This is a genomic window from Streptomyces griseocarneus (assembly GCF_014655595.1).
Taxonomy (GTDB): Bacteria; Actinomycetota; Actinomycetes; order Streptomycetales; family Streptomycetaceae; genus Streptomyces; species Streptomyces griseocarneus.
Genome location: NZ_BNBL01000004.1, coordinates 194,806 through 212,010 on the forward strand (window position 1 = coordinate 194,806; position 17,205 = coordinate 212,010).

Annotated in this window: 17 protein-coding genes and 1 tRNA gene; 11 read left to right on the forward strand and 7 right to left on the reverse strand. The window is 72.1% G+C overall.

The features are described from left to right. Positions 1-2: 2 nt before the first annotated feature. From IE295_RS12360 to IE295_RS12370, 3 genes are read right to left on the reverse strand one after another with little or no spacing between them, the layout of a single operon-like run. Complete coding sequence (locus IE295_RS12360; protein WP_190063641.1) at positions 3-767, reverse strand: TrmH family RNA methyltransferase; 765 nt, start codon at positions 765-767, stop codon at positions 3-5. Between the two features lie 10 nt (positions 768-777). Next, the gene (locus IE295_RS12365; RefSeq protein WP_190063642.1) at positions 778-2,025 is read right to left on the reverse strand and encodes an HTTM domain-containing protein; all 1,248 of its coding nucleotides are present in this window, start codon (positions 2,023-2,025) and stop codon (positions 778-780) included. Beyond that, positions 2,022-2,699 carry a DUF5819 family protein gene (locus tag IE295_RS12370; protein ID WP_190063643.1) on the reverse strand — a complete coding sequence of 226 codons (678 nt, stop codon included), beginning with the start codon at positions 2,697-2,699 and terminating at the stop codon, positions 2,022-2,024. The genes IE295_RS12365 and IE295_RS12370 overlap by 4 nt, the downstream gene beginning before the upstream one ends. A gap of 204 nt (positions 2,700-2,903) precedes the next feature. Here IE295_RS12370 and paaA point away from each other — a divergent pair, with 204 nt between their 5' ends. From paaA to IE295_RS12400, 6 genes are all read left to right on the forward strand, one after another. Further along, entirely contained in the window at positions 2,904-3,854 is a 951-nt protein-coding gene (gene paaA, locus IE295_RS12375; RefSeq protein WP_190063644.1) for a 1,2-phenylacetyl-CoA epoxidase subunit PaaA, read from the forward strand. Further along, positions 3,851-4,138, forward strand: a complete 288-nt coding sequence (paaB, locus tag IE295_RS12380) for a 1,2-phenylacetyl-CoA epoxidase subunit PaaB (protein WP_190063645.1) — start codon at positions 3,851-3,853, stop codon at positions 4,136-4,138. The genes paaA and paaB overlap by 4 nt, the downstream gene beginning before the upstream one ends. After that, a complete protein-coding gene (paaC, locus tag IE295_RS12385) occupies positions 4,135-4,839 on the forward strand; it encodes a 1,2-phenylacetyl-CoA epoxidase subunit PaaC (protein ID WP_190063646.1) in 705 nt (234 codons plus the stop codon). The genes paaB and paaC overlap by 4 nt, the downstream gene beginning before the upstream one ends. Continuing rightward, positions 4,833-5,363, forward strand: coding sequence for a 1,2-phenylacetyl-CoA epoxidase subunit PaaD (gene paaD, locus IE295_RS12390; RefSeq protein WP_190063647.1), 531 nt, complete (start codon positions 4,833-4,835; stop codon positions 5,361-5,363). The genes paaC and paaD overlap by 7 nt, the downstream gene beginning before the upstream one ends. Then, positions 5,364-6,449, forward strand: a complete 1,086-nt coding sequence (locus IE295_RS12395; protein ID WP_190063648.1) for a 2Fe-2S iron-sulfur cluster-binding protein — start codon at positions 5,364-5,366, stop codon at positions 6,447-6,449. 76 nt (positions 6,450-6,525) lie between these two features. Next, the gene (locus IE295_RS12400) at positions 6,526-7,677 is read left to right on the forward strand and encodes an acyl-CoA dehydrogenase family protein (protein ID WP_190063649.1); all 1,152 of its coding nucleotides are present in this window, start codon (positions 6,526-6,528) and stop codon (positions 7,675-7,677) included. Positions 7,678-7,691: 14 nt separating this feature from the next. On the opposite strand, the gene IE295_RS12405 is transcribed toward IE295_RS12400, so the two are convergent. The 4 genes from IE295_RS12405 to IE295_RS12420 all read right to left on the reverse strand — a co-directional run bounded on the left by IE295_RS12405 (position 7,692) and on the right by IE295_RS12420 (position 10,931). Further along, the gene (locus tag IE295_RS12405; RefSeq protein WP_190063650.1) at positions 7,692-8,039 is read right to left on the reverse strand and encodes a rhodanese-like domain-containing protein; all 348 of its coding nucleotides are present in this window, start codon (positions 8,037-8,039) and stop codon (positions 7,692-7,694) included. Between the two features lie 10 nt (positions 8,040-8,049). Beyond that, entirely contained in the window at positions 8,050-8,892 is an 843-nt protein-coding gene (locus IE295_RS12410) for a hypothetical protein (protein ID WP_190063651.1), read from the reverse strand. An 81-nt stretch (positions 8,893-8,973) separates the two neighbouring features. Beyond that, entirely contained in the window at positions 8,974-10,371 is a 1,398-nt protein-coding gene (locus IE295_RS12415; RefSeq protein ID WP_190063652.1) for a DUF2252 domain-containing protein, read from the reverse strand. Positions 10,372-10,844: 473 nt separating this feature from the next. Next, a tRNA-Leu gene (locus IE295_RS12420) sits at positions 10,845-10,931 on the reverse strand. A gap of 349 nt (positions 10,932-11,280) precedes the next feature. Here IE295_RS12420 and IE295_RS12425 point away from each other — a divergent pair. The 5 genes from IE295_RS12425 (at position 11,281) to IE295_RS12445 (ending at position 17,152) form a co-directional block, all read left to right on the forward strand. Further along, a complete protein-coding gene (locus IE295_RS12425) occupies positions 11,281-12,114 on the forward strand; it encodes an FHA domain-containing protein (protein WP_190063653.1) in 834 nt (277 codons plus the stop codon). Positions 12,115-12,124: 10 nt separating this feature from the next. Further along, on the forward strand, positions 12,125-12,661 hold the full coding sequence (locus IE295_RS12430) for an FHA domain-containing protein FhaB/FipA (protein WP_190063654.1): 537 nt from the start codon (positions 12,125-12,127) through the stop codon (positions 12,659-12,661). A gap of 75 nt (positions 12,662-12,736) precedes the next feature. Further along, on the forward strand, positions 12,737-14,257 hold the full coding sequence (locus tag IE295_RS12435; protein WP_190063937.1) for a PP2C family protein-serine/threonine phosphatase: 1,521 nt from the start codon (positions 12,737-12,739) through the stop codon (positions 14,255-14,257). 49 nt (positions 14,258-14,306) lie between these two features. Beyond that, positions 14,307-15,704 (forward strand): FtsW/RodA/SpoVE family cell cycle protein, encoded by a 1,398-nt coding sequence (locus IE295_RS12440; protein WP_190063655.1) that lies wholly within the window; start codon positions 14,307-14,309, stop codon positions 15,702-15,704. After that, the gene (locus tag IE295_RS12445; RefSeq protein ID WP_190063656.1) at positions 15,701-17,152 is read left to right on the forward strand and encodes a penicillin-binding transpeptidase domain-containing protein; all 1,452 of its coding nucleotides are present in this window, start codon (positions 15,701-15,703) and stop codon (positions 17,150-17,152) included. Before IE295_RS12440 ends, IE295_RS12445 begins: the two co-directional genes overlap by 4 nt. Positions 17,153-17,205: the final 53 nt, after the last annotated feature.

A 17,205-nucleotide genomic window follows, 5' to 3' on the forward strand; every position in this document is an offset into this window, starting at 1 on the left:
GGTCAGAGCGGTGCCGGGCCGCCCCAGTGGAAGAGCGCCATGGCGACGCTGGTGGCGAGGTTGTAGCTGGAGACCTGGGGCCGCATGGGCAGGGCGACCAGCCGGGTCGCCCTCTCCCTCAGCTCCGGCGAGATGCCGTGCCGTTCGGAGCCGAAGGCGATCAGCGCGTCGTCAGGGAGGGGGACGGACCGGATGTCGTCGCCCTCCGGGTCCAGGACGTACAGCGGCCCGGGCGGCAGCTCCTCCAGGGGCAGCCGCTCGACGGCCGTGGCGTAGTGCAGGCCCGCGCCCGACCGCACGGCGTTGGGGTGCCAGGGGTCGAGGTCGCCGGTGGTGACCACACCCGCGGCCCCGAACCCGGCGGCCAGGCGCACGACCGCACCGACGTTGCCGAGGTTGCGGGGGTTGTCCAGGACGACGACGGGCGCCTGCCGGGGCAGCCGCGACATGGCGTCGAGGTTGGCCGTGCGGTCCCGGCGGTCGGCCAGGGCGGCCACGCCCGTCGGGTGGATCCTGGGCACGAGCTCGCGCAGCGTCCGCGCGGGCACCTCCACCAGGAGCCGGTCGAGGGTGTCCGTCAGGTCGCCGGCGAGATCGGCCGCGAGCGCCAGAGCGGCCGCCTTGTCGCTGGTGACGGCCGCCCGCACGGGGGCCCCGAAGCGCAGGGCGTGCTTGAGCGCGTGGAAGCCGTCGAGCAGCACGGCGTCGGGGGCGGTGGCCGCCCATTGCCGCAGCGCGGCGGCGGCCCTGGCGTCGTCCTCGGTCATGCGCCTCAGCCTACGGGGCGGATTTCTCCGTCTCCGGCGGCGCCTCCCGGCGGATGCCGGGAACGGCCGCCCGGGATCCGGCGGGGAGCTCCGGCTTCGGCGCGGGCCGGGCCCCGGATACCAGCGTCCGCAGCACGTCACCCGTCCGCCGCAGGAAGGACGTGGGCAGGAAGACGGCGTCCGCCACGATCATCGCCAGCGAGAAGAACGGCAGCCCGAGCAGCACGGCGATCCCCACGTGCTCGGCCATCATCACCGCCAGCAGGACGTTCTTGACCCGCCGGTTCAGCAGCGTGAAGGGGAACGCCACCTGCGCGGCCACCGTGCCGTAGCTCAGCAGCAGCACCACGACCCCGCTGCTCGCGAGCAGGTGGGAGAGCCCCGGCCAGGGCGAGAAGTAGTCGAGGTGCATCGGGTAGTAGAGCGCGGTGCCGTCCTGCCAGCGCCCGCCCTGCACCTTGTACCAGCCGGCGGTGGCGTAGATCAGGCAGACCTCGGCCATGATCACCAACAGCGCGGCGTTGTGCGCCAGATGGGCCAGCGTGTCCAGCACGGCCCGGGGCTCACCGGGGGCGTGGCGCCGGACGAACCACCACAGGCCGTGCACCAGCCACAGCCCCCACAGGGCGGTCGCCCAGCCGATCCCGGGCAGCGGGCCGCGAGCGGTCCACGACAGCCCGGTCCCGCCGAGGACCTGCGCGGCGACGAGCGCGAGACCGCACGCCGCCCACAACACGACGCCGGGCACGTCCCGGTCCGCACCGCGCTCCGCATCCGCATCGCGTCCGGCGCGGCGCGCGCGCCGGGCATCGAGCGACCAGACCTGGCCGCAGCGGGTGAACACCGTGTACAGCGCCATCAGATGGATGACGTTGTCACCGCCGTCGCCGATGAAGACGCTGCGGTTCTGCAGCGCCAGCACCCCGAGCATGTACAACACCGACATGGTGCGCGTGCGCCACCCGAGCATCAGCAGCACGCTGGAGACGATCGCCAGCGCGTAGACCGTCTCGAACCACAGATTCCCCCGGGACCACATCAGCGGGGTGAAGGCGTGGTTGTCGGCGGTCAGCTGCCGGGCCAGGTCCCAGCTCCAGGGCGCGTCGGGCCCGTAGAGCTCATGGCGGTTGGGCCACTCGCGCAGCAGGTAGCACAGCCAGGTGAAGGACAGCCCGATGCGGACGACGGCGGTCTGGTACGGGCCCAGGGAGGAGCCGGTGACGCGGGCGAGCCCGCGCTGGAGGGAGGAGACGCTCATCGGTTCTTCGCCTCCCCGAGGTCGGCGGTGGTGACCGGCCACCAGGGCAGCAGCCGCTGGACCGGCTTGGCGCCGGCCTTCTCATCGCTCCACGGCGGCGGGGCGATGGGCACGGTCACGGACCGCACCTGCACGCGGTCGACCGGCCGGCCGTCCCGCTCGGAGCCCAGCCGGGAGACGACGAGGCGGCGGATGTACTGCTCGGACAGACGGCCGCGCAGGCCGTTCGGCTGCTCGCCGGCGTCATGGGTGCCGGCGTAGAAGTCCCAGGCGCGGCGGAGCTCGTTCTGCCGGGTGTGGCTGGGCAGGGGGTTGTGGAGGATGGCGGCGCCGTCCCGGGCGGACAGGTCCGTCCAGCCGGTGACGACCGGACGGCCGTCCGGACCGCGCAGCTCGGCGCGGGCCTGGACCGCGATGTTCTGCTGCAGCGGGTTGGGGGCGAAGAACTTCCAGTTCTGTTCGAACTCCGGGAGGACGTAGTCGTCGATCTCCGCCGCGTGCTGCTTGCTGACCGTGTTCGCGGGCGCCACGTGCAGGAACACCATCGTCAGGTGCACCGCCGCGGCCACCGCCACCAGCGCGGCCCCGGCCGCGACGACGACGCGTGAGGGCAGGGACAGCCCCTCGAGTCCGGCGTCGCCGCCGGGCCGCTCGTGTCCGTCGTCCGTCTCCATACCCGCCCCGTTTCCCTGTGCCGCGCCTTGCTGCCATGTGCACGCCGTCTCCGGCGCGCACCCGAACCGTACCGACGACGTCCCACGAGGCACAGCGCCCCCGGGTTATCCACAGGGTTGACACGGTCCTGGGCTCCCCCCACCATTGAACCGAACGATCGGTCGGTAGGGAGATTCGGCAGCACGAGCACGAGGGGGCACGGCATGACCACGACTGCGCCGGAGGCAGGAGCGCTCGAGGCGGTGTTCGACGCCGCCGTCGCCGCCGACGAGCGCGTCGAGCCACGCGACTGGATGCCCGACGCCTACCGCGCCACCCTCGTCCGGCAGATCGCCCAGCACGCCCACTCCGAGATCATCGGCATGCAGCCCGAGGCCAACTGGATCACTCGGGCGCCCTCGCTGCGGCGCAAGGCGATCCTGATGGCCAAGGTGCAGGACGAGGCGGGCCACGGCCTGTATCTCTACAGCGCCGCCGAGACCCTGGGCACCAGCCGCGAGGAGCTGCTCGACAAGCTGCACAGCGGCCGCCAGCGCTACTCCTCGATCTTCAACTACCCCACCCTGACCTGGGCGGACGTCGGTGCCATCGGCTGGCTCGTCGACGGCGCGGCCATCACCAACCAGGTCCCGCTGTGCCGCTGCTCCTACGGGCCCTACGCCCGCGCGATGGTCCGCGTCTGCAAGGAGGAGTCCTTCCACCAGCGCCAGGGCTACGAACTCCTGCTGGCCCTGAGCCGGGGCACCGAGGCCCAGCACGCCATGGCCCAGGACGCGGTGGACCGCTGGTGGTGGCCCTCCCTGATGATGTTCGGCCCGCCCGACGACGAGTCCGCGCACTCCGCCCAGTCCATGGCCTGGAAGATCAAGCGTCACTCCAACGACGAGCTGCGCCAGCGCTTCGTCGACATCTGTGTCCCGCAGGCGGAGTCACTCGGGCTGACCCTCCCCGACGCGGACCTGCGATGGAACGAACAGCGCGGGCACTACGACTTCGGCCCCATCGACTGGGACGAGTTCCACGAGGTGCTCCGGGGCAACGGCCCCTGCAACGACCAGCGGCTCGCCCAGCGCCGGCGGGCCCATGAGGAAGGCGCCTGGGTGCGCGAGGCTGCCGCGGCGTACGCGGCCAGGCATGGGGAGGCAAGCGCATGACCGGCACCGACTGGCCGCTGTGGGAGGTGTTCGTGCGCAGCAGGCGCGGCCTGTCGCACACCCACGCCGGCAGCCTGCACGCGCCCGACGCGCAGATGGCCCTGCGCAACGCCCGCGACCTGTACACCCGGCGCGGCGAGGGCGTCTCGATCTGGGTGGTGCCCTCCACCGCCGTCACCGCCTCCTCGCCCGACGAGAAGGACCCCTTCTTCGAGCCCTCCGCCGACAAGCCCTACCGCCACCCGACCTTCTACGACATCCCCGAGGGGGTGCAGCACCTGTGACGGCCGCACTGGCTCTGGGCGACGACGCCCTCGTGCTCTCCCACCGCCTGGGGGAGTGGGCCGGGCACGCGCCCGTGCTCGAGGAGGAGGTCGCCCTCGCCAACATCGCCCTGGACCTGCTCGGACAGGCCCGCGTGCTGCTCTCGCTCGAGGGCGACGAGGACGAACTCGCCTATCTCCGCGAGGAACGCGCCTTCCGCAACGTCCAGCTCGTCGAACAGCCCAACGGCGACTTCGCGCACACCATCGCCCGCCAGCTCTTCTTCTCCGCCTACCAGGAGCTGCTGTACGGACAGCTGGCGAGCGAGGGCCGGTCGGCCTTCGCCCCGGTCGCGGCGAAGGCGGTCAAGGAGGTCGCCTACCACCGCGACCACGCGGAGCACTGGACGCTGCGCCTCGGCGACGGAACGCCCGAGAGCCACGAGCGCATGCAGCGCGCCCTGGACACCCTCTGGCGGTACACGGGCGAGCTCTTCGAGCCGGTGGAAGGCCTGCCCGTCGACTGGACCGCGCTGCGCGACGGCTGGCTGACCACCGTGACCGACGTCCTGGCCCGCGCCACGCTGACCCTGCCCGCCGGCCCCCAGCTCGGCGCGTGGACGGCCGGCGCCGGCCGGCAGGGCATCCACACCGAACCGTTCGGCAGGATGCTCGCCGAGATGCAGCACCTGCACCGCAGCCACCCGGGGGCGACATGGTGACCACGCCCACGCCCATCGGCCCCTCATCCCTCGGCCCCACCCCCCTCGAGGAAGAGCTCCGCGAGCTGGCCGGAGCCGTCCCCGACCCCGAGCTGCCGGTGCTCACCCTCGCCGAGCTCGGCGTGCTGCGCGGCCTGCACGTCACCGGCCCCGGCCGGGTGGAGGTGGAGCTCACCCCCACGTACACCGGCTGCCCCGCCATAGAGGCGATGTCGGCGGACATCGAGCACGTGCTGCGCGAGCGGGGGCAGGAGGAGGTGACCGTCCGCACGGTCCTCTCCCCGGCCTGGTCCACGGACGACATCACCGCCGAAGGACGGCGCAAACTGGCCGAGTTCGGCATAGCCCCGCCCAGGCCGACGGGCCCGGCGAGCGGCCCGGTGCCGGTCGACCTCACCATCCGGTGCCCGCACTGCGGATCCACCGACACCACACTGCTCAGCCGCTTCTCCTCCACCGCCTGCAAGGCCCTGCGCCGCTGCGAGGCATGCCGCGAACCGTTCGACCACTTCAAGGAGTTGTAGATGGCAGCGGCCCGCCATGGCGCCTTCCACTCCCTGCGAGTGGCGGCCGTCGACCCGCTCACCGACGACTCGGTCGCCGTCACCCTCGCCGTGCCCCCCGCGCTGCGCGAGGACTTCCGCCACGCCCCCGGCCAGCACCTGGCTCTGCGCCGGAGCGTGGACGGCCAGGAGATACGCCGCACGTACTCCATCTGCGGCCAGGCGCCCGGCGCCGACGGACCGCGGACGCTGCGGGTGGCGGTGCGGCTGGTGGACGGCGGCGTGTTCTCCACCTACGCGCTCAAGGAGCTGGCTCCCGGGGACACGGTCGAGGTGATGGCCCCCGCCGGGCGGTTCGTGCTCGAGCCACGCCCCGGCCACTTCGCCGCGATCGTCGGCGGCAGCGGCATCACGCCCGTGCTGTCCATCGTCTCCACGCTGCTGGCCCGCGAGCCCGGGGCCCGGTTCTGCCTGATCCGCAGCGACCGCACGACGGCGTCCACGATGTTCCTGGACGAGGTGGCCGACCTCAAGGACCGCTACCCCGGCCGCCTCCAGCTCGTCCAGACGCTCTCCCGCGAGGAGCAGCAGGCCGGACCTGCGTCCGGACGGCTCGACGAGGAGCGGCTGACCCGGCTGCTGCCCGCGCTGCTGCCGGTGGACACCGTCGACGGCTGGTTCCTGTGCGGCCCCCACGGCCTCGTGCTGGGCGCGGAGCAGGCGCTGCGCGCCCTGGGAGTCGCCCGCGAGCGCATCCACGAGGAGATCTTCCACGTGGAGGACGCGCCGTCCGGGCCACGGGCCGGGGCGGGTGCGCCGCGCGGTCCGGAGCACAGCGCGGTGACCGCGACGCTGGACGGGCGCAGCGGAAGCTGGCCGGTGCGGGACGGGGAGTCGCTGCTGGAGACGGTGCTGCGCAACCGCCCCGACGCCCCGTACGCCTGCAAGGGCGGGGTGTGCGGGACGTGCCGGGCGTATCTGGTGTCGGGCGAGGTGCGGATGGACCGGAACTTCGCGCTGGAGCGGGAGGAGCTGGACGCGGGGTACGTGCTGGCCTGCCAGTCGCATCCGGCCACGGAGAAGGTGGAGCTGGACTTCGACCGCTGACGTTCCCAATTCCCTCGCACTGCCCTAACTTGACGAACCGTCAGATGCAGTGGGCGTGCGAGCGGAGGGCCGGGCAGTGGACTTCACCTTCACCGAGGAACAGCAGGCCGCCGCCGAGGCGGCGCAGGCCGTCCTGTCCGGGGTCTCCCCCGACGCCGTGCCCAGTCCGGCGCTGGTGCCGGGCGCCGTCGCCGAGGACTTCGACCGCGACCTGTGGCGCCGGCTGGCCGGCTCCGGCCTGCTGAGCCTGACGGTCCCGGCCGACCACGGCGGCGCGGGGCTCGGGCCGATCGCCCTGTGTCTGGTGCTGCGCGAGGCCGGGAAGGTGCTGGCGCGCGTTCCGCTGCTGGAGACGGGCGCGGCGGCCCTGGCCCTGCGGAGGTACGGCGCCGCCGGGGCGGACCGTCTGCTGCCCGCGATCGGCCGGGGCGAGCTCGTCGTGACCGTCGCCGCCAGCGGCCGTACCGGCCATGACGGGGCCGAGCTGGCCGTCTCCGCCCGCCCGGACGGCCGGGCCCACTGGCTCCTCGACGGACTGCAGACGGCCGTCCCCTGGGCCCAGGGCGCCGACCGCGTCCTGCTCCCCGCCCACACCGCCGACGGCCGCACGGTCCTCGCCCTCGTCCCGCCGGACCGCCCCGGAGTGGGGCTCGCCGACCAGGTCTCCACCAGCGGCGAGCGGTACGCACAGGTGGCGCTGGAGTCCGTACGCGTCCGGGACGACGAGTTGATCACCGCGGACGGCGCGTGGGAGTGGCTGCGCGGCCTGCTGGCCACCGGCACCTGCGCCCTGGCCCTCGGCCTGGGGGAGGCCGCCGCGGCGATGACCGGGGCGTACACGAGCAAGCGCGAGCAGTTCGGCTTCCCCATCGCCACGTTCCAGGCGGTGGCGGTCCAGGCCGCCGACCGCTACATCGACCTGCGCTCGATGGAGGCGACGCTCTGGCAGGCCGCCTGGCGCCTCGAGTCGGGGGCGCCGGGCCCGCTGCCGGTGGCGGCCGACATCGCCGTCGCCAAGGTCTGGGCCGCGGAGGGCGTACGCCGCGTCGTCCAGACCGCACAGCATCTGCACGGCGGCTTCGGCGCGGACACCGACTACGCCCTGCACCGCTATCACGCGTGGGCCAAGCAGCTCGAGCTCTCGCTCGGCCCGGCCGCCGCCCACGAGGAGGCCCTGGGCGACCTGCTGGCCGCCCACCCCCCGACGGACCGGATGACTACGGGCTGACCGGATGACTACGGCTAGATGACCGTGCCGGGAGTGCCGTCGCCGGCCACGACCGGGCGGCCGACGGCCTCCCAAGTCTGCATCCCGCCGTCGACGTTCGCCGCGTCCATGCCCTGCTGCACCAGATAGGCGGTGACCTGCGCGGAGCGGCCGCCGGACCGGCAGATGACGTTGATGCGGCCGCCCTCGGGCGCCTTCTCGGTCAGCTCACCGAAGCGCGCCACGAAGTCGCTCATGGGAATGTGCAGGGCGCCCTCGGCGTGCCCCGCCTGCCACTCGTCGTCCTCCCGCACGTCCAGCAGGAAATCGTCCGACGCGAGAGCGTCGACGCCGACCGTGGGAATCCCGGAACCAAAAACCATGACCCCGACGCTACCCGACCAGCGAGGCCAGATGGGCCTCACGCTCGGCGATCTGGGACACCAGGCCGTCGGCGATCTCCGCCAGCAGCCCGTCCGGGTCGTCCGGCGCCATTTTGATCATCGCGCCGATCGCCGAGGACTCCAGGTCGGCGGCCACCATCGACAGCAGTTCCTTGCGCTCGGCCAGCCACTCCAGCCGGGCGTACAGCTCCTCGCTGTGGCTGGGCCGCCGCTGCGCGGGCACCGGCCCGGCCGCCCACTCCTCGGCCAGTTCCCGCAGCAGCGCCTCGTTGCCCTCGCCGTAGGCGGCGTTGACCCGCACGATGAAGGCCTCGCGGCGCACCCGGTCCGCCTCGTCCAGCGCCAGGTCCGGGTGGGCCTTGCGGACCAGCTCGCGGTAGGACCGGCGGGCCTCGTCGCTGGGCCGCACCCGCTTGGGGGGCTGCACCGGCTTCTCGGTCAGCATCGCCGTCGCCTCCGGCGAGAGCCCCTCGCCGTCCATCCAGCCGCCGAACAGCTCGTCGACCCCCGGCATGGGCTGCACCAGCCCCCGCGCCTCGCGCGCCCGCCGCTGGTCCTCCGCGTCGCCCGTGCGCGCGGCGACCGCCTCGGCGATCAGCGCGTCCAGCTCGTCGAGGCGGGCGTACATCGGCCCGAGCCGCTGGTGGTGCAGGCGGGAGAAGTTCTCCACCTCCACCCGGAAGGTCTCCACCGCGATCTCGAACTCGATCAGCGCCTGCTCGGCGGCCCGTACGGCCTTCTCCAGCCGCGCGGTGCTCTCGGTGGGGCCGGGATCGGCGGGGCCGGGGCTCGCGGATCCGGGGTCGGCGCTCTGCTCAGCTTCCGGGTTCATCACCCGCCCAGCGTACGAGGTGCCCGCCGGCCCCGGGCACGGCTTCCCGCCACAGGGCCCCGGGACGGCCCCGGTCCCTGGTCAGACCCCCATCTCGGCCGCCAGCCGCCCGGCACGCACCGCGGCCAGCAGCTCCGCGTGGTCCGCCTCCGTACGGTCGGCATAGGCCACGGCGAACGCCGCGATCGCGTCGTCGAGCTCCTCGCTCCTGCCGCAGTAGCCGGCGATCACCCGGGGATCCGCGCTGTGGGCGTGCGCCCGGGCCAGCAGGGCGCCGGTCATGCGCCCGTAGTCGTCGATCTCGTCGCTCGCCAGGGCCGCCGGGTCGACGCTGCCCTTGCGGTTGCGGAACTGCCGCACCTGGTACGGCCGTCCCTCGACCGTCGTCCACCCCAGCAGCACGTCGCTGACCACCTGCATCGACTTCTGCCCCAGCACCACGCGCCGCCCCTCGTGCCCGTCATCGGGCGACGCGAAGCCCGCCGCGCGGGCGTACGGCAGCAGCACCGAGGGCCGGGCCTCCTTCACCTGGAGCACCAGCGCCTCGCCCCGGTGGTCGAGCAGCAGCACCACGTACGAGCGCAGCCCCACGCTCCCCGTGCCCACCACGCGGAACGCCACGTCCTGCACCTCGTACCGCGCCAGCAGCGGCAGCAGGTCGGGCGGCAGCGTCCGCGTGTACGCGCCCAGCGCGGCGGCGACGGCCGCCGCCTCGCCGTCCGGGACCCGGCGCAGCACCGGCGGCGCGTCCACGAAGCGCCGGCCGCCCGCGCCGTCCTTCTCCGTGGCCTTGGCCGCGAAGCGCGCGCTCGTGTTGCGCCGGGCCTTCTCCACGACCCGTTCCAGCGTTCCGGCCAGCTGATGGGCGTCCGCGTGGGAGACGAGTTCCTCGTCGGCGATGGCGTTCCACGCCTCTATGGCCGGCATCCGGGCCAGCAGCCGCATGGTGTGCCGGTACGCCCCCACCGCGTCGCGCGCCGCCTCCCGGCAGGTGACCTCGTCCGCCCCCGCCTCCCGCCCGGCCAGCACCAGCGACGCGGCGAGCCGCTTGACGTCCCACTCCCACGGCCCGTGCAGCGTCTCGTCGAAGTCGTTCAGGTCGATGATCAACTCGCCCCGGGCGTCGCCGTAGAGCCCGAAGTTGGCCGCGTGCGCGTCGCCGCACAACTGCGCGCCCACTCCGGTGACGGCCGTGTCCGCGAGGTCGTGGCCCATCAGGGCCGCCGAGCCGCGCAGGAAGGCGAACGGCGAGGCGGCCATGCGGCCCACGCGTATCGGCGTCAGCTCCGTCAGCCGCCCGGCGTTGCCCGCCTCGACCGACTCCACCGCGCCGGGCCGGGAGTCACCCGGCTTCCAGTCGGCGTGCGCACCCCGGGGCACCCGCTCCCGCAGCGCCTTCCCGGCGGCCTTGCCCCCCTTGCGCGCAACCCCCTCGGCCACCGGACGAGCGAACCCAGGTACGTACGGCAGTCGCGTCATAGCGCCGCCACCTCCCCCTCCACCACGGCACGGCACCTTCCCCCGCGCGGCGTCACCGGCGTCAACGTGCCCTGACGGTACCGCCTGCCCACCCCGGCCGAAGGAGCGCGCCGGACCACACCGGCGCACCGCCCCGCCCCACCCCCACGCGGGCGGAGCCGCCCGGTGGCCGGATCAACTCACCCCGGGCACTGCGGTCGTGGCTCAGGAATCAGTGGACGGCCTGTCGGACGAACGCCCGGGACGGCATCGTGGTGATCGTCACTCTCCGCCCCCGGGACTCCGCGGAGGCAATCTCTGCCTGCCCTGCCGGGCATCGCAGGCGTACGGACGGCCCGGCACCGGGGCGGGACGACGCGGGCGGCGCTCCCGGCCCGCATCGGGCCGGAGCCCGCCAGGCGCGCGCGGACATGACGAACATGACGAAACGGCCCCTCCAGGTGACTTTCGTCACTTGGAGGGGCCGCATCGTATGGTGCGCGAGGGGGGAGTTGAACCCCCACGCCCTTTCGGGCACTGGAACCTGAATCCAGCGCGTCTGCCTATTCCGCCACCCGCGCATGGGTGCGTCTTCCGGTTTGGGACCGTTCCCCCGGCGTTTCCGCCCGGTTCGTGTCCGTCCGCCTTCCGACATGCAGAACATTAGCACGGCCCGGAGGGTGCCTTCACACCCATTGCCGCTGGCCCGTGCTCCGGGGGGCCGCGAGGAGGGCTCCGGTTGCGGGACACTGACATCAAGGCGGCTCTACGATCCCCCGTGGGCGATGTGGGCGGCCGAGCAAGGCGACACTCGTCACTCATGGCGCCGAAGGGGAACCAGCTGTTTTCCCGACGCGTGGATACGATCAGTAAGCAGTATCAGGAACGACACTGAGCATCAGAGACGTCACTGAGGGAAGGAGGTGCCCCGTGGGAGTACTGAAGCGCTTCGAGCAGCGACTCGAGGGTCTCGTGAACGGCACCTTCGCCAAGGTGTTCAAGTCCGAGGTGCAGCCGGTCGAGATCGCGGGCGCACTCCAGCGGGAGTGCGACAACAACGCGACCATCTGGAACCGCGACCGCACCGTCGTCCCGAACGACTTCATCGTGGAGCTGAGCGCCCCGGACTTCGAGCGGCTCAGCCCGTATTCCGGCCAGCTCGGCGACGAGCTGTCCGGCATGGTCCGCGACTACGCCAAGCAGCAGCGGTACACCTTCATGGGGACCATCAAGGTCCACCTGGAGAAGGCCGACGACCTCGACACCGGTCTGTACCGGGTCCGCAGCCGCACCCTCGCCTCCAGCGAGTCGCAGGACCCGCAGGGCCGGCCGCAGGCCGCCCCGCGCGGCAGTGGCGCCGTCACCAGCGGGGCCGGCTACGCCTCCCCCGCGGGCGCGCCGCCCATGCCCACCTCGCCGCCGCCCGGCGCCCGCCCCCTGCCGCGCTCCGGCGGTCCGGGGCCGGGGGCCGTGCCGGGCACCCAGACGCGCCGCTGGATCGAGATCAACGGCACCCGTCACCAAATCTCGCGGCCCACCCTCGTGCTGGGCCGCAGCACCGAAGCGGACGTACGCATCGACGACCCCGGCGTCTCGCGCCGGCACTGCGAAATCCGGGTCGGCACCCCCGCGACGATCCAGGACCTGGGGTCGACCAACGGCATCGTGGTGGACGGGCAGCACACCACGCGCGCTACGCTCCGCGACGGCTCACGCATCGTCGTGGGCAGCACCACCATCGTTTATCGGCAAGCCGAAGGGTGAAGCGGGGGCAATGTCAGAGCTGACCCTCACGGTCATGCGGTTGGGTTTCCTCGCCGTCTTGTGGCTGTTCGTCATCGTGGCCGTACAGGTCATTCGCAGTGATCTTTTCGGCACCCGCGTGACCCAGCGCGGCTCGCGCCGGGGCGGCGCCGGCGACGGTCGCGCCCAGCGCGCCCAGGCCGCGCCGCCGCAGCAGCGCCAGCAGCAGCCGCCGCAGGCCGGCGGCCGCCGCGCGGACCGCGGCCGGCGCGGCGCGCCCACGAAGCTGGTGGTCTCCGAAGGCACCCTCACCGGCACCACGGTGGCCCTGCAGGGCCAGACCATCTCCCTCGGCCGCGCGCACGACTCGACGATCGTCCTGGACGACGACTACGCCTCCAGCAGGCATGCCAGGATCTACCCCGACCGCGACGGCCAGTGGATCGTCGAGGACCTCGGGTCGACCAACGGCACCTATCTCGACCGGACCCGGCTGACCACTCCGACCCCGATCCCGCTCGGCGCGCCGATCCGCATCGGCAAGACCGTCATCGAGCTGCGGAAGTAGTAGGACCATGACGACCGGAGGGTGGGCAGCGTGGCTGGGAAGGGGCTGTACCCGGAGCCGACGGGCGAGGTGCGCATGAGTCTGTCACTGCGCTTCGCCGCCGGATCGCACAAGGGCATGATCCGGGAGGGCAACGAGGACTCCGGTTACGCCGGCCCCCGCCTGCTCGCCATCGCCGACGGCATGGGCGGCCAGGCCGCCGGCGAGGTCGCCTCCTCCGAGGTGATCTCCACTCTGGTCACGCTCGACGACGACGTCCCGGGCTCCGACATCCTCACCTCCCTCGGCAGTGCCGTGCAGCGCGCCAACGAGCAGCTGCGCGTCATGGTCGAGGAGGACCCCCAGCTCGAGGGCATGGGCACCACCCTGACCGCGCTCCTGTGGACCGGTCAGCGGCTGGGCCTGGTGCACGTCGGCGACTCCCGCGCGTACCTGCTGCGCGACGGCGTGCTGACGCAGATCACCCAGGACCACACGTGGGTGCAGCGCCTGGTCGACGAGGGCCGCATCACGGAGGAAGAGGCCACCACCCACCCGCAGCGCTCCCTGCTGATGCGCGCGCTGGGCAGCGGCGACCACGTGGAGCCGGACCTCTCGATCCGCGAGGTGCGGGCCGGCGACCGCTATCTGATCTGCTCCGACGGGCTCTCCGGCGTGGTCAGCCACCAGACGATGGAGGAGACCCTCGCCAGCTACCAGGGCCCGCACGAGACGATCCAGGAGCTGATCCAGCTCGCCCTGCGCGGCGGCGGCCCGGACAACATCACCTGCATCGTCGCCGACGTCCTCGACGTCGACGGCGGTGACACCATGGCCGGCCAGATCAACGACACGCCCGTGATCGTCGGCGCGGTCGCCGAGAACCAGATGCAGCTCGGCGACAACGGCGCCATGCAGACCCCGGCCGGCCGGGCCGCCGAGCACGCCCGCGCCCACCGGCCCGTACCTCCCCAGGACGCCTCGGGCGGCTTCGGCCCGCCCGGCAGCGGCGAGGCGGGGATGGGCGGCGTGCCGGACGGTTCCTTCGGCCCGTTCTCGGACGCGGACTTCGTCAAGCCGCAGCGCAAGGGCAAGTGGCTCAAGCGGTCGCTGATCATCGTGCTGGCACTGGGTCTCGTCGGCGGCGGCCTCTACGGCGGCTACCAGTGGACCCAGACCCAGTACTACGTGGGCGCCAAGGACAACGACCACGTGGCCGTCTACCAGGGCATCAACCAGGACCTGGCGTGGGTGAGCCTCAGCAAGCTCTACCAGGACCACCCCGAGATCGAACTCAAGTACCTCCCGGTCGACCAGCGCAGCCGCGTGGTGGACACGATCACGGTCGGCAGCCGCGAGCAGGCCCTGCAGAAGGCCAAGGAGCTCGGCACGCTCGCCGGCGCGTGCAAGAAGGAGGACGAGCGCCGCAAGGCCGAGGCGCAGCAGCGGGAGAGCGAGAAGCAGAACAGCGACCGCACCGGTGGCGCCAGCAAGGAACCGGGCGCCGCCGAGACCCGCAACAACGCCGTCCAGGCCACCCCGGCACCGTCCCCGGGCCCCACCCTCAGCGAGGAAGAGCAGAAGTTGGTCCCGCAGTGCAGCAGCGCATCGCAGTGAAGCCGTAGGGGGCCATCAAGCCATGTCAGCCATTTCACCCATGCCGAACATGCCCAACACCACCAACACGACGACGATCAGCACCGAGGGCCCGCCGAGCCGGCGCAACACCGAGCTCGCGCTGCTGGCCTTCGCCGTGCTGATCCCCTGCTTCGCCTACGCCAACGTGGGCCTGGCCATGGACGGCGAGATGCCGTCCGGCCTGCTCGGCTACGGCCTCGGCCTCGGCCTGATGGCGGGCGTCGGGCATCTGGTGGTGCGCAAGTTCGCCAGGTACGCCGATCCCCTGCTGCTGCCGCTGGCCACGTTCCTCAACGGCATCGGCCTGGTCATCATCTGGCGGCTGGACCAGTCGCCGCGGCTGCAGGCCCGGAAGTTCTTCACGGCCAGCGCCACCAACCAGCTGATGTTCTCGGCGCTGGGCATCGCGCTGTTCGTGGCCGTGCTGATCCTGCTGAAGGATCACCGCATCCTCCAGCGCTACACCTACATCTCCATGGTGGCGGCGCTGATCCTGCTGGTCGCCCCGATGTTCTTCCCCGCGAAGTTCGGCGCGCGCATCTGGATCACCATCCCGGGCCTGGGCTCGATCCAGCCGGGTGAGTTCGCAAAGATCGTCCTGGCGATCTTCTTCGCCGGCTATCTGATGGTGAAGCGCGACGCCCTGGCCCTGGCCAGCCGCCGCTTCATGGGCCTGTACCTGCCCCGCGGCCGTGACCTCGGCCCGATCCTGGCGGTCTGGGCGTTCTCCATCCTGATCCTGGTCTTCGAGACCGACCTCGGTACGTCGCTGCTGTTCTTCGGCATGTTCGTCGTGATGCTCTACGTCGCGACCGAGCGCACCAGCTGGATCGTCTTCGGTCTGCTGATGTCCGCCGTCGGCGCGGTCGCCGTGTCGACCTTCGAGCACCACGTCCAGGAGCGCGTCACCGCCTGGCTGCACCCCTTCGACGCGTTCAAGGACGGCAGCTCCGACCAGATCGCCCAGGCGCTGATGGCGTTCGGCTCCGGCGGCGTCTTCGGCACGGGCTGGGGCCAGGGCCACTCGGACCTCATCGGCTTCGCCGCCAACTCCGACTTCATCCTGGCCACGGTCGGCGAGGAGCTGGGCCTGGCGGGCGTCATGGCCATACTCCTGGTCTACGGCCTGATCGTGGAGCGCGGCGTGCGCACCGCGCTGGCCGCCCGCGACCCCTTCGGCAAGCTGCTCGCGACGGGCCTGTCCGGCGCCTTCGCCATCCAGGTCTTCGTGGTCGCCGGCGGCGTCATGGGCCTCATCCCGCTGACCGGCATGACCATGCCGTTCATGGCGCAGGGTGGTTCGTCGGTCATCGCCAACTGGGCCCTGATCGCCGTCCTGATCAAGATCAGTGACACCGCGCGGCGTCCCGCGCCCGCCCCCGCCCCGTCCCCCGACGCCGAGATGACCCAGGTGGTCCGCCCGTGAACAAGCCCGTGCGCCGGATCGCCATCTTCTGCGGTCTCCTCGTCCTCGCGCTGATGATCCGGGACAACTGGATCCAGTTCGTCCAGGCGGACGAGCTCAAGTCGAACAAGCACAACCGCCGGGTGACCATCGCCCGCTACAGCCAGCCCCGCGGCAACATCATCGTCGACGGGCAGGCCGTCACCGGCTCCCAGGAGACCGGCGGCATCGACTTCAAGTACAAGCGCACCTACAAGAACGGCGAGATGTGGGCCCCGGTCACGGGCTACAGCTCGCAGGTGTTCGACGCCAACCAGATCGAGAAGCTCGAGGACAAGGTCCTCACGGGCGACGACGACCGGCTGTTCTTCAACCGCACGGTCGACATGATCACCGGCAAGGGCAAGAAGGGCGGTGACGTGATCACCACCCTCAACAGCAAGGCCCAGGAGGCCGCCTTCAAGGGCCTCGGCGACAAGAAGGGCGCGGTCGCCGCCATCGACCCGCGCACGGGCAAGATCCTCGCCCTCGCCTCCACCCCCTCGTACGACCCCTCCAAGATCGCGGGGGCGCAGGACGAGAAGGCGTGGAAGGACCTGCAGGACGACAAGAACCAGCCCATGCTCAACCGGGCGCTGCGCCAGACCTACCCGCCGGGCTCGACCTTCAAGGTCGTCACGGCCGCCGCGGCGCTGGAGCACGGCCTGTACAAGGACGTGGACGCCAAGACGGACTCGCCGCTGCCGTGGATCCTGCCGGACACCCGGGTGGCGCTGGAGAACGAGGGCAAGATCCCCTGCAAGGAGGCCTCGCTGCGCGTGGCCCTGCAGTACTCGTGCAACACCGTCTTCGGCAAGGTCAGCGCCGACCTGGGCAACAAGAAGATGATGGAGACGGCGGAGAAGTTCGGCTTCAACAAGCCGGTCGACACGCCCGTGCGCGCCGTTCCCAGCGTCTACCCCAAGGACAACCGTCCGCAGAACGCCATGGCCGGCATCGGCCAGGCCTCCAACCGCGCCACCCCGCTGCAGATGGCCATGGTGGCCGCGGCCGTCGCCAACAACGGCAAGCTCATGGAGCCGTACATGGTCGACAAGCTGCGCGCCCCGAACCTCAACGTCATCGAGCACCACCAGCCCAAGCAGATGAACCAGCCGCTCTCCGCCGCGAACGCGCAGAAGCTGCAGAGCATCATGGAGACGGTGGTCAAGGAGGGCACGGGAACCGCGGCCCAGATCGACGGCGTCACGGTCGGTGGAAAGACCGGTACCGCCCAGCACGGTGTCGACAACAGCGGCAACCCCTACGCGTGGTTCATCTCCTACGCGAAGACCGGCGACGGCTCGCCGGTCGCCGTCGCCGTCGTCATCGAGGGCTCGGAGACCGTCCGCGACGACATCGCCGGTGGCAAGCTCGCCGCGCCGATCGCGAAGAGCGTGATGCAGGCGGTGCTCGCCACGGAGAAGTGATCCGGCTCACCCGCCGCTTCCGCTGAGCGCCGTCGTCTGTACCGGTCGTATAT

Excerpts from the sequence above, each read along its gene's own strand:
- IE295_RS12405 (WP_190063650.1), bottom strand. The coding sequence starts at position 8,039 with ATGGTTTTTGGTTCCGGGATTCCCACGGTCGGCGTCGACGCTCTCGCG.
- paaA (WP_190063644.1), top strand. The coding sequence starts at position 2,904 with ATGACCACGACTGCGCCGGAGGCAGGAGCGCTCGAGGCGGTGTTCGAC.
- IE295_RS12435 (WP_190063937.1), top strand. The coding sequence starts at position 12,737 with ATGAGTCTGTCACTGCGCTTCGCCGCCGGATCGCACAAGGGCATGATC.
- IE295_RS12410 (WP_190063651.1), bottom strand. The coding sequence starts at position 8,892 with ATGAACCCGGAAGCTGAGCAGAGCGCCGACCCCGGATCCGCGAGCCCC.
- IE295_RS12430 (WP_190063654.1), top strand. The coding sequence starts at position 12,125 with ATGTCAGAGCTGACCCTCACGGTCATGCGGTTGGGTTTCCTCGCCGTC.
- IE295_RS12440 (WP_190063655.1), top strand. The coding sequence starts at position 14,307 with ATGCCCAACACCACCAACACGACGACGATCAGCACCGAGGGCCCGCCG.
- IE295_RS12370 (WP_190063643.1), bottom strand. The coding sequence starts at position 2,699 with ATGGAGACGGACGACGGACACGAGCGGCCCGGCGGCGACGCCGGACTC.
- IE295_RS12365 (WP_190063642.1), bottom strand. The coding sequence starts at position 2,025 with ATGAGCGTCTCCTCCCTCCAGCGCGGGCTCGCCCGCGTCACCGGCTCC.
- paaB (WP_190063645.1), top strand. The coding sequence starts at position 3,851 with ATGACCGGCACCGACTGGCCGCTGTGGGAGGTGTTCGTGCGCAGCAGG.
- IE295_RS12415 (WP_190063652.1), bottom strand. The coding sequence starts at position 10,371 with ATGACGCGACTGCCGTACGTACCTGGGTTCGCTCGTCCGGTGGCCGAG.
- IE295_RS12360 (WP_190063641.1), bottom strand. The coding sequence starts at position 767 with ATGACCGAGGACGACGCCAGGGCCGCCGCCGCGCTGCGGCAATGGGCG.
- IE295_RS12395 (WP_190063648.1), top strand. The coding sequence starts at position 5,364 with ATGGCAGCGGCCCGCCATGGCGCCTTCCACTCCCTGCGAGTGGCGGCC.
- paaD (WP_190063647.1), top strand. The coding sequence starts at position 4,833 with ATGGTGACCACGCCCACGCCCATCGGCCCCTCATCCCTCGGCCCCACC.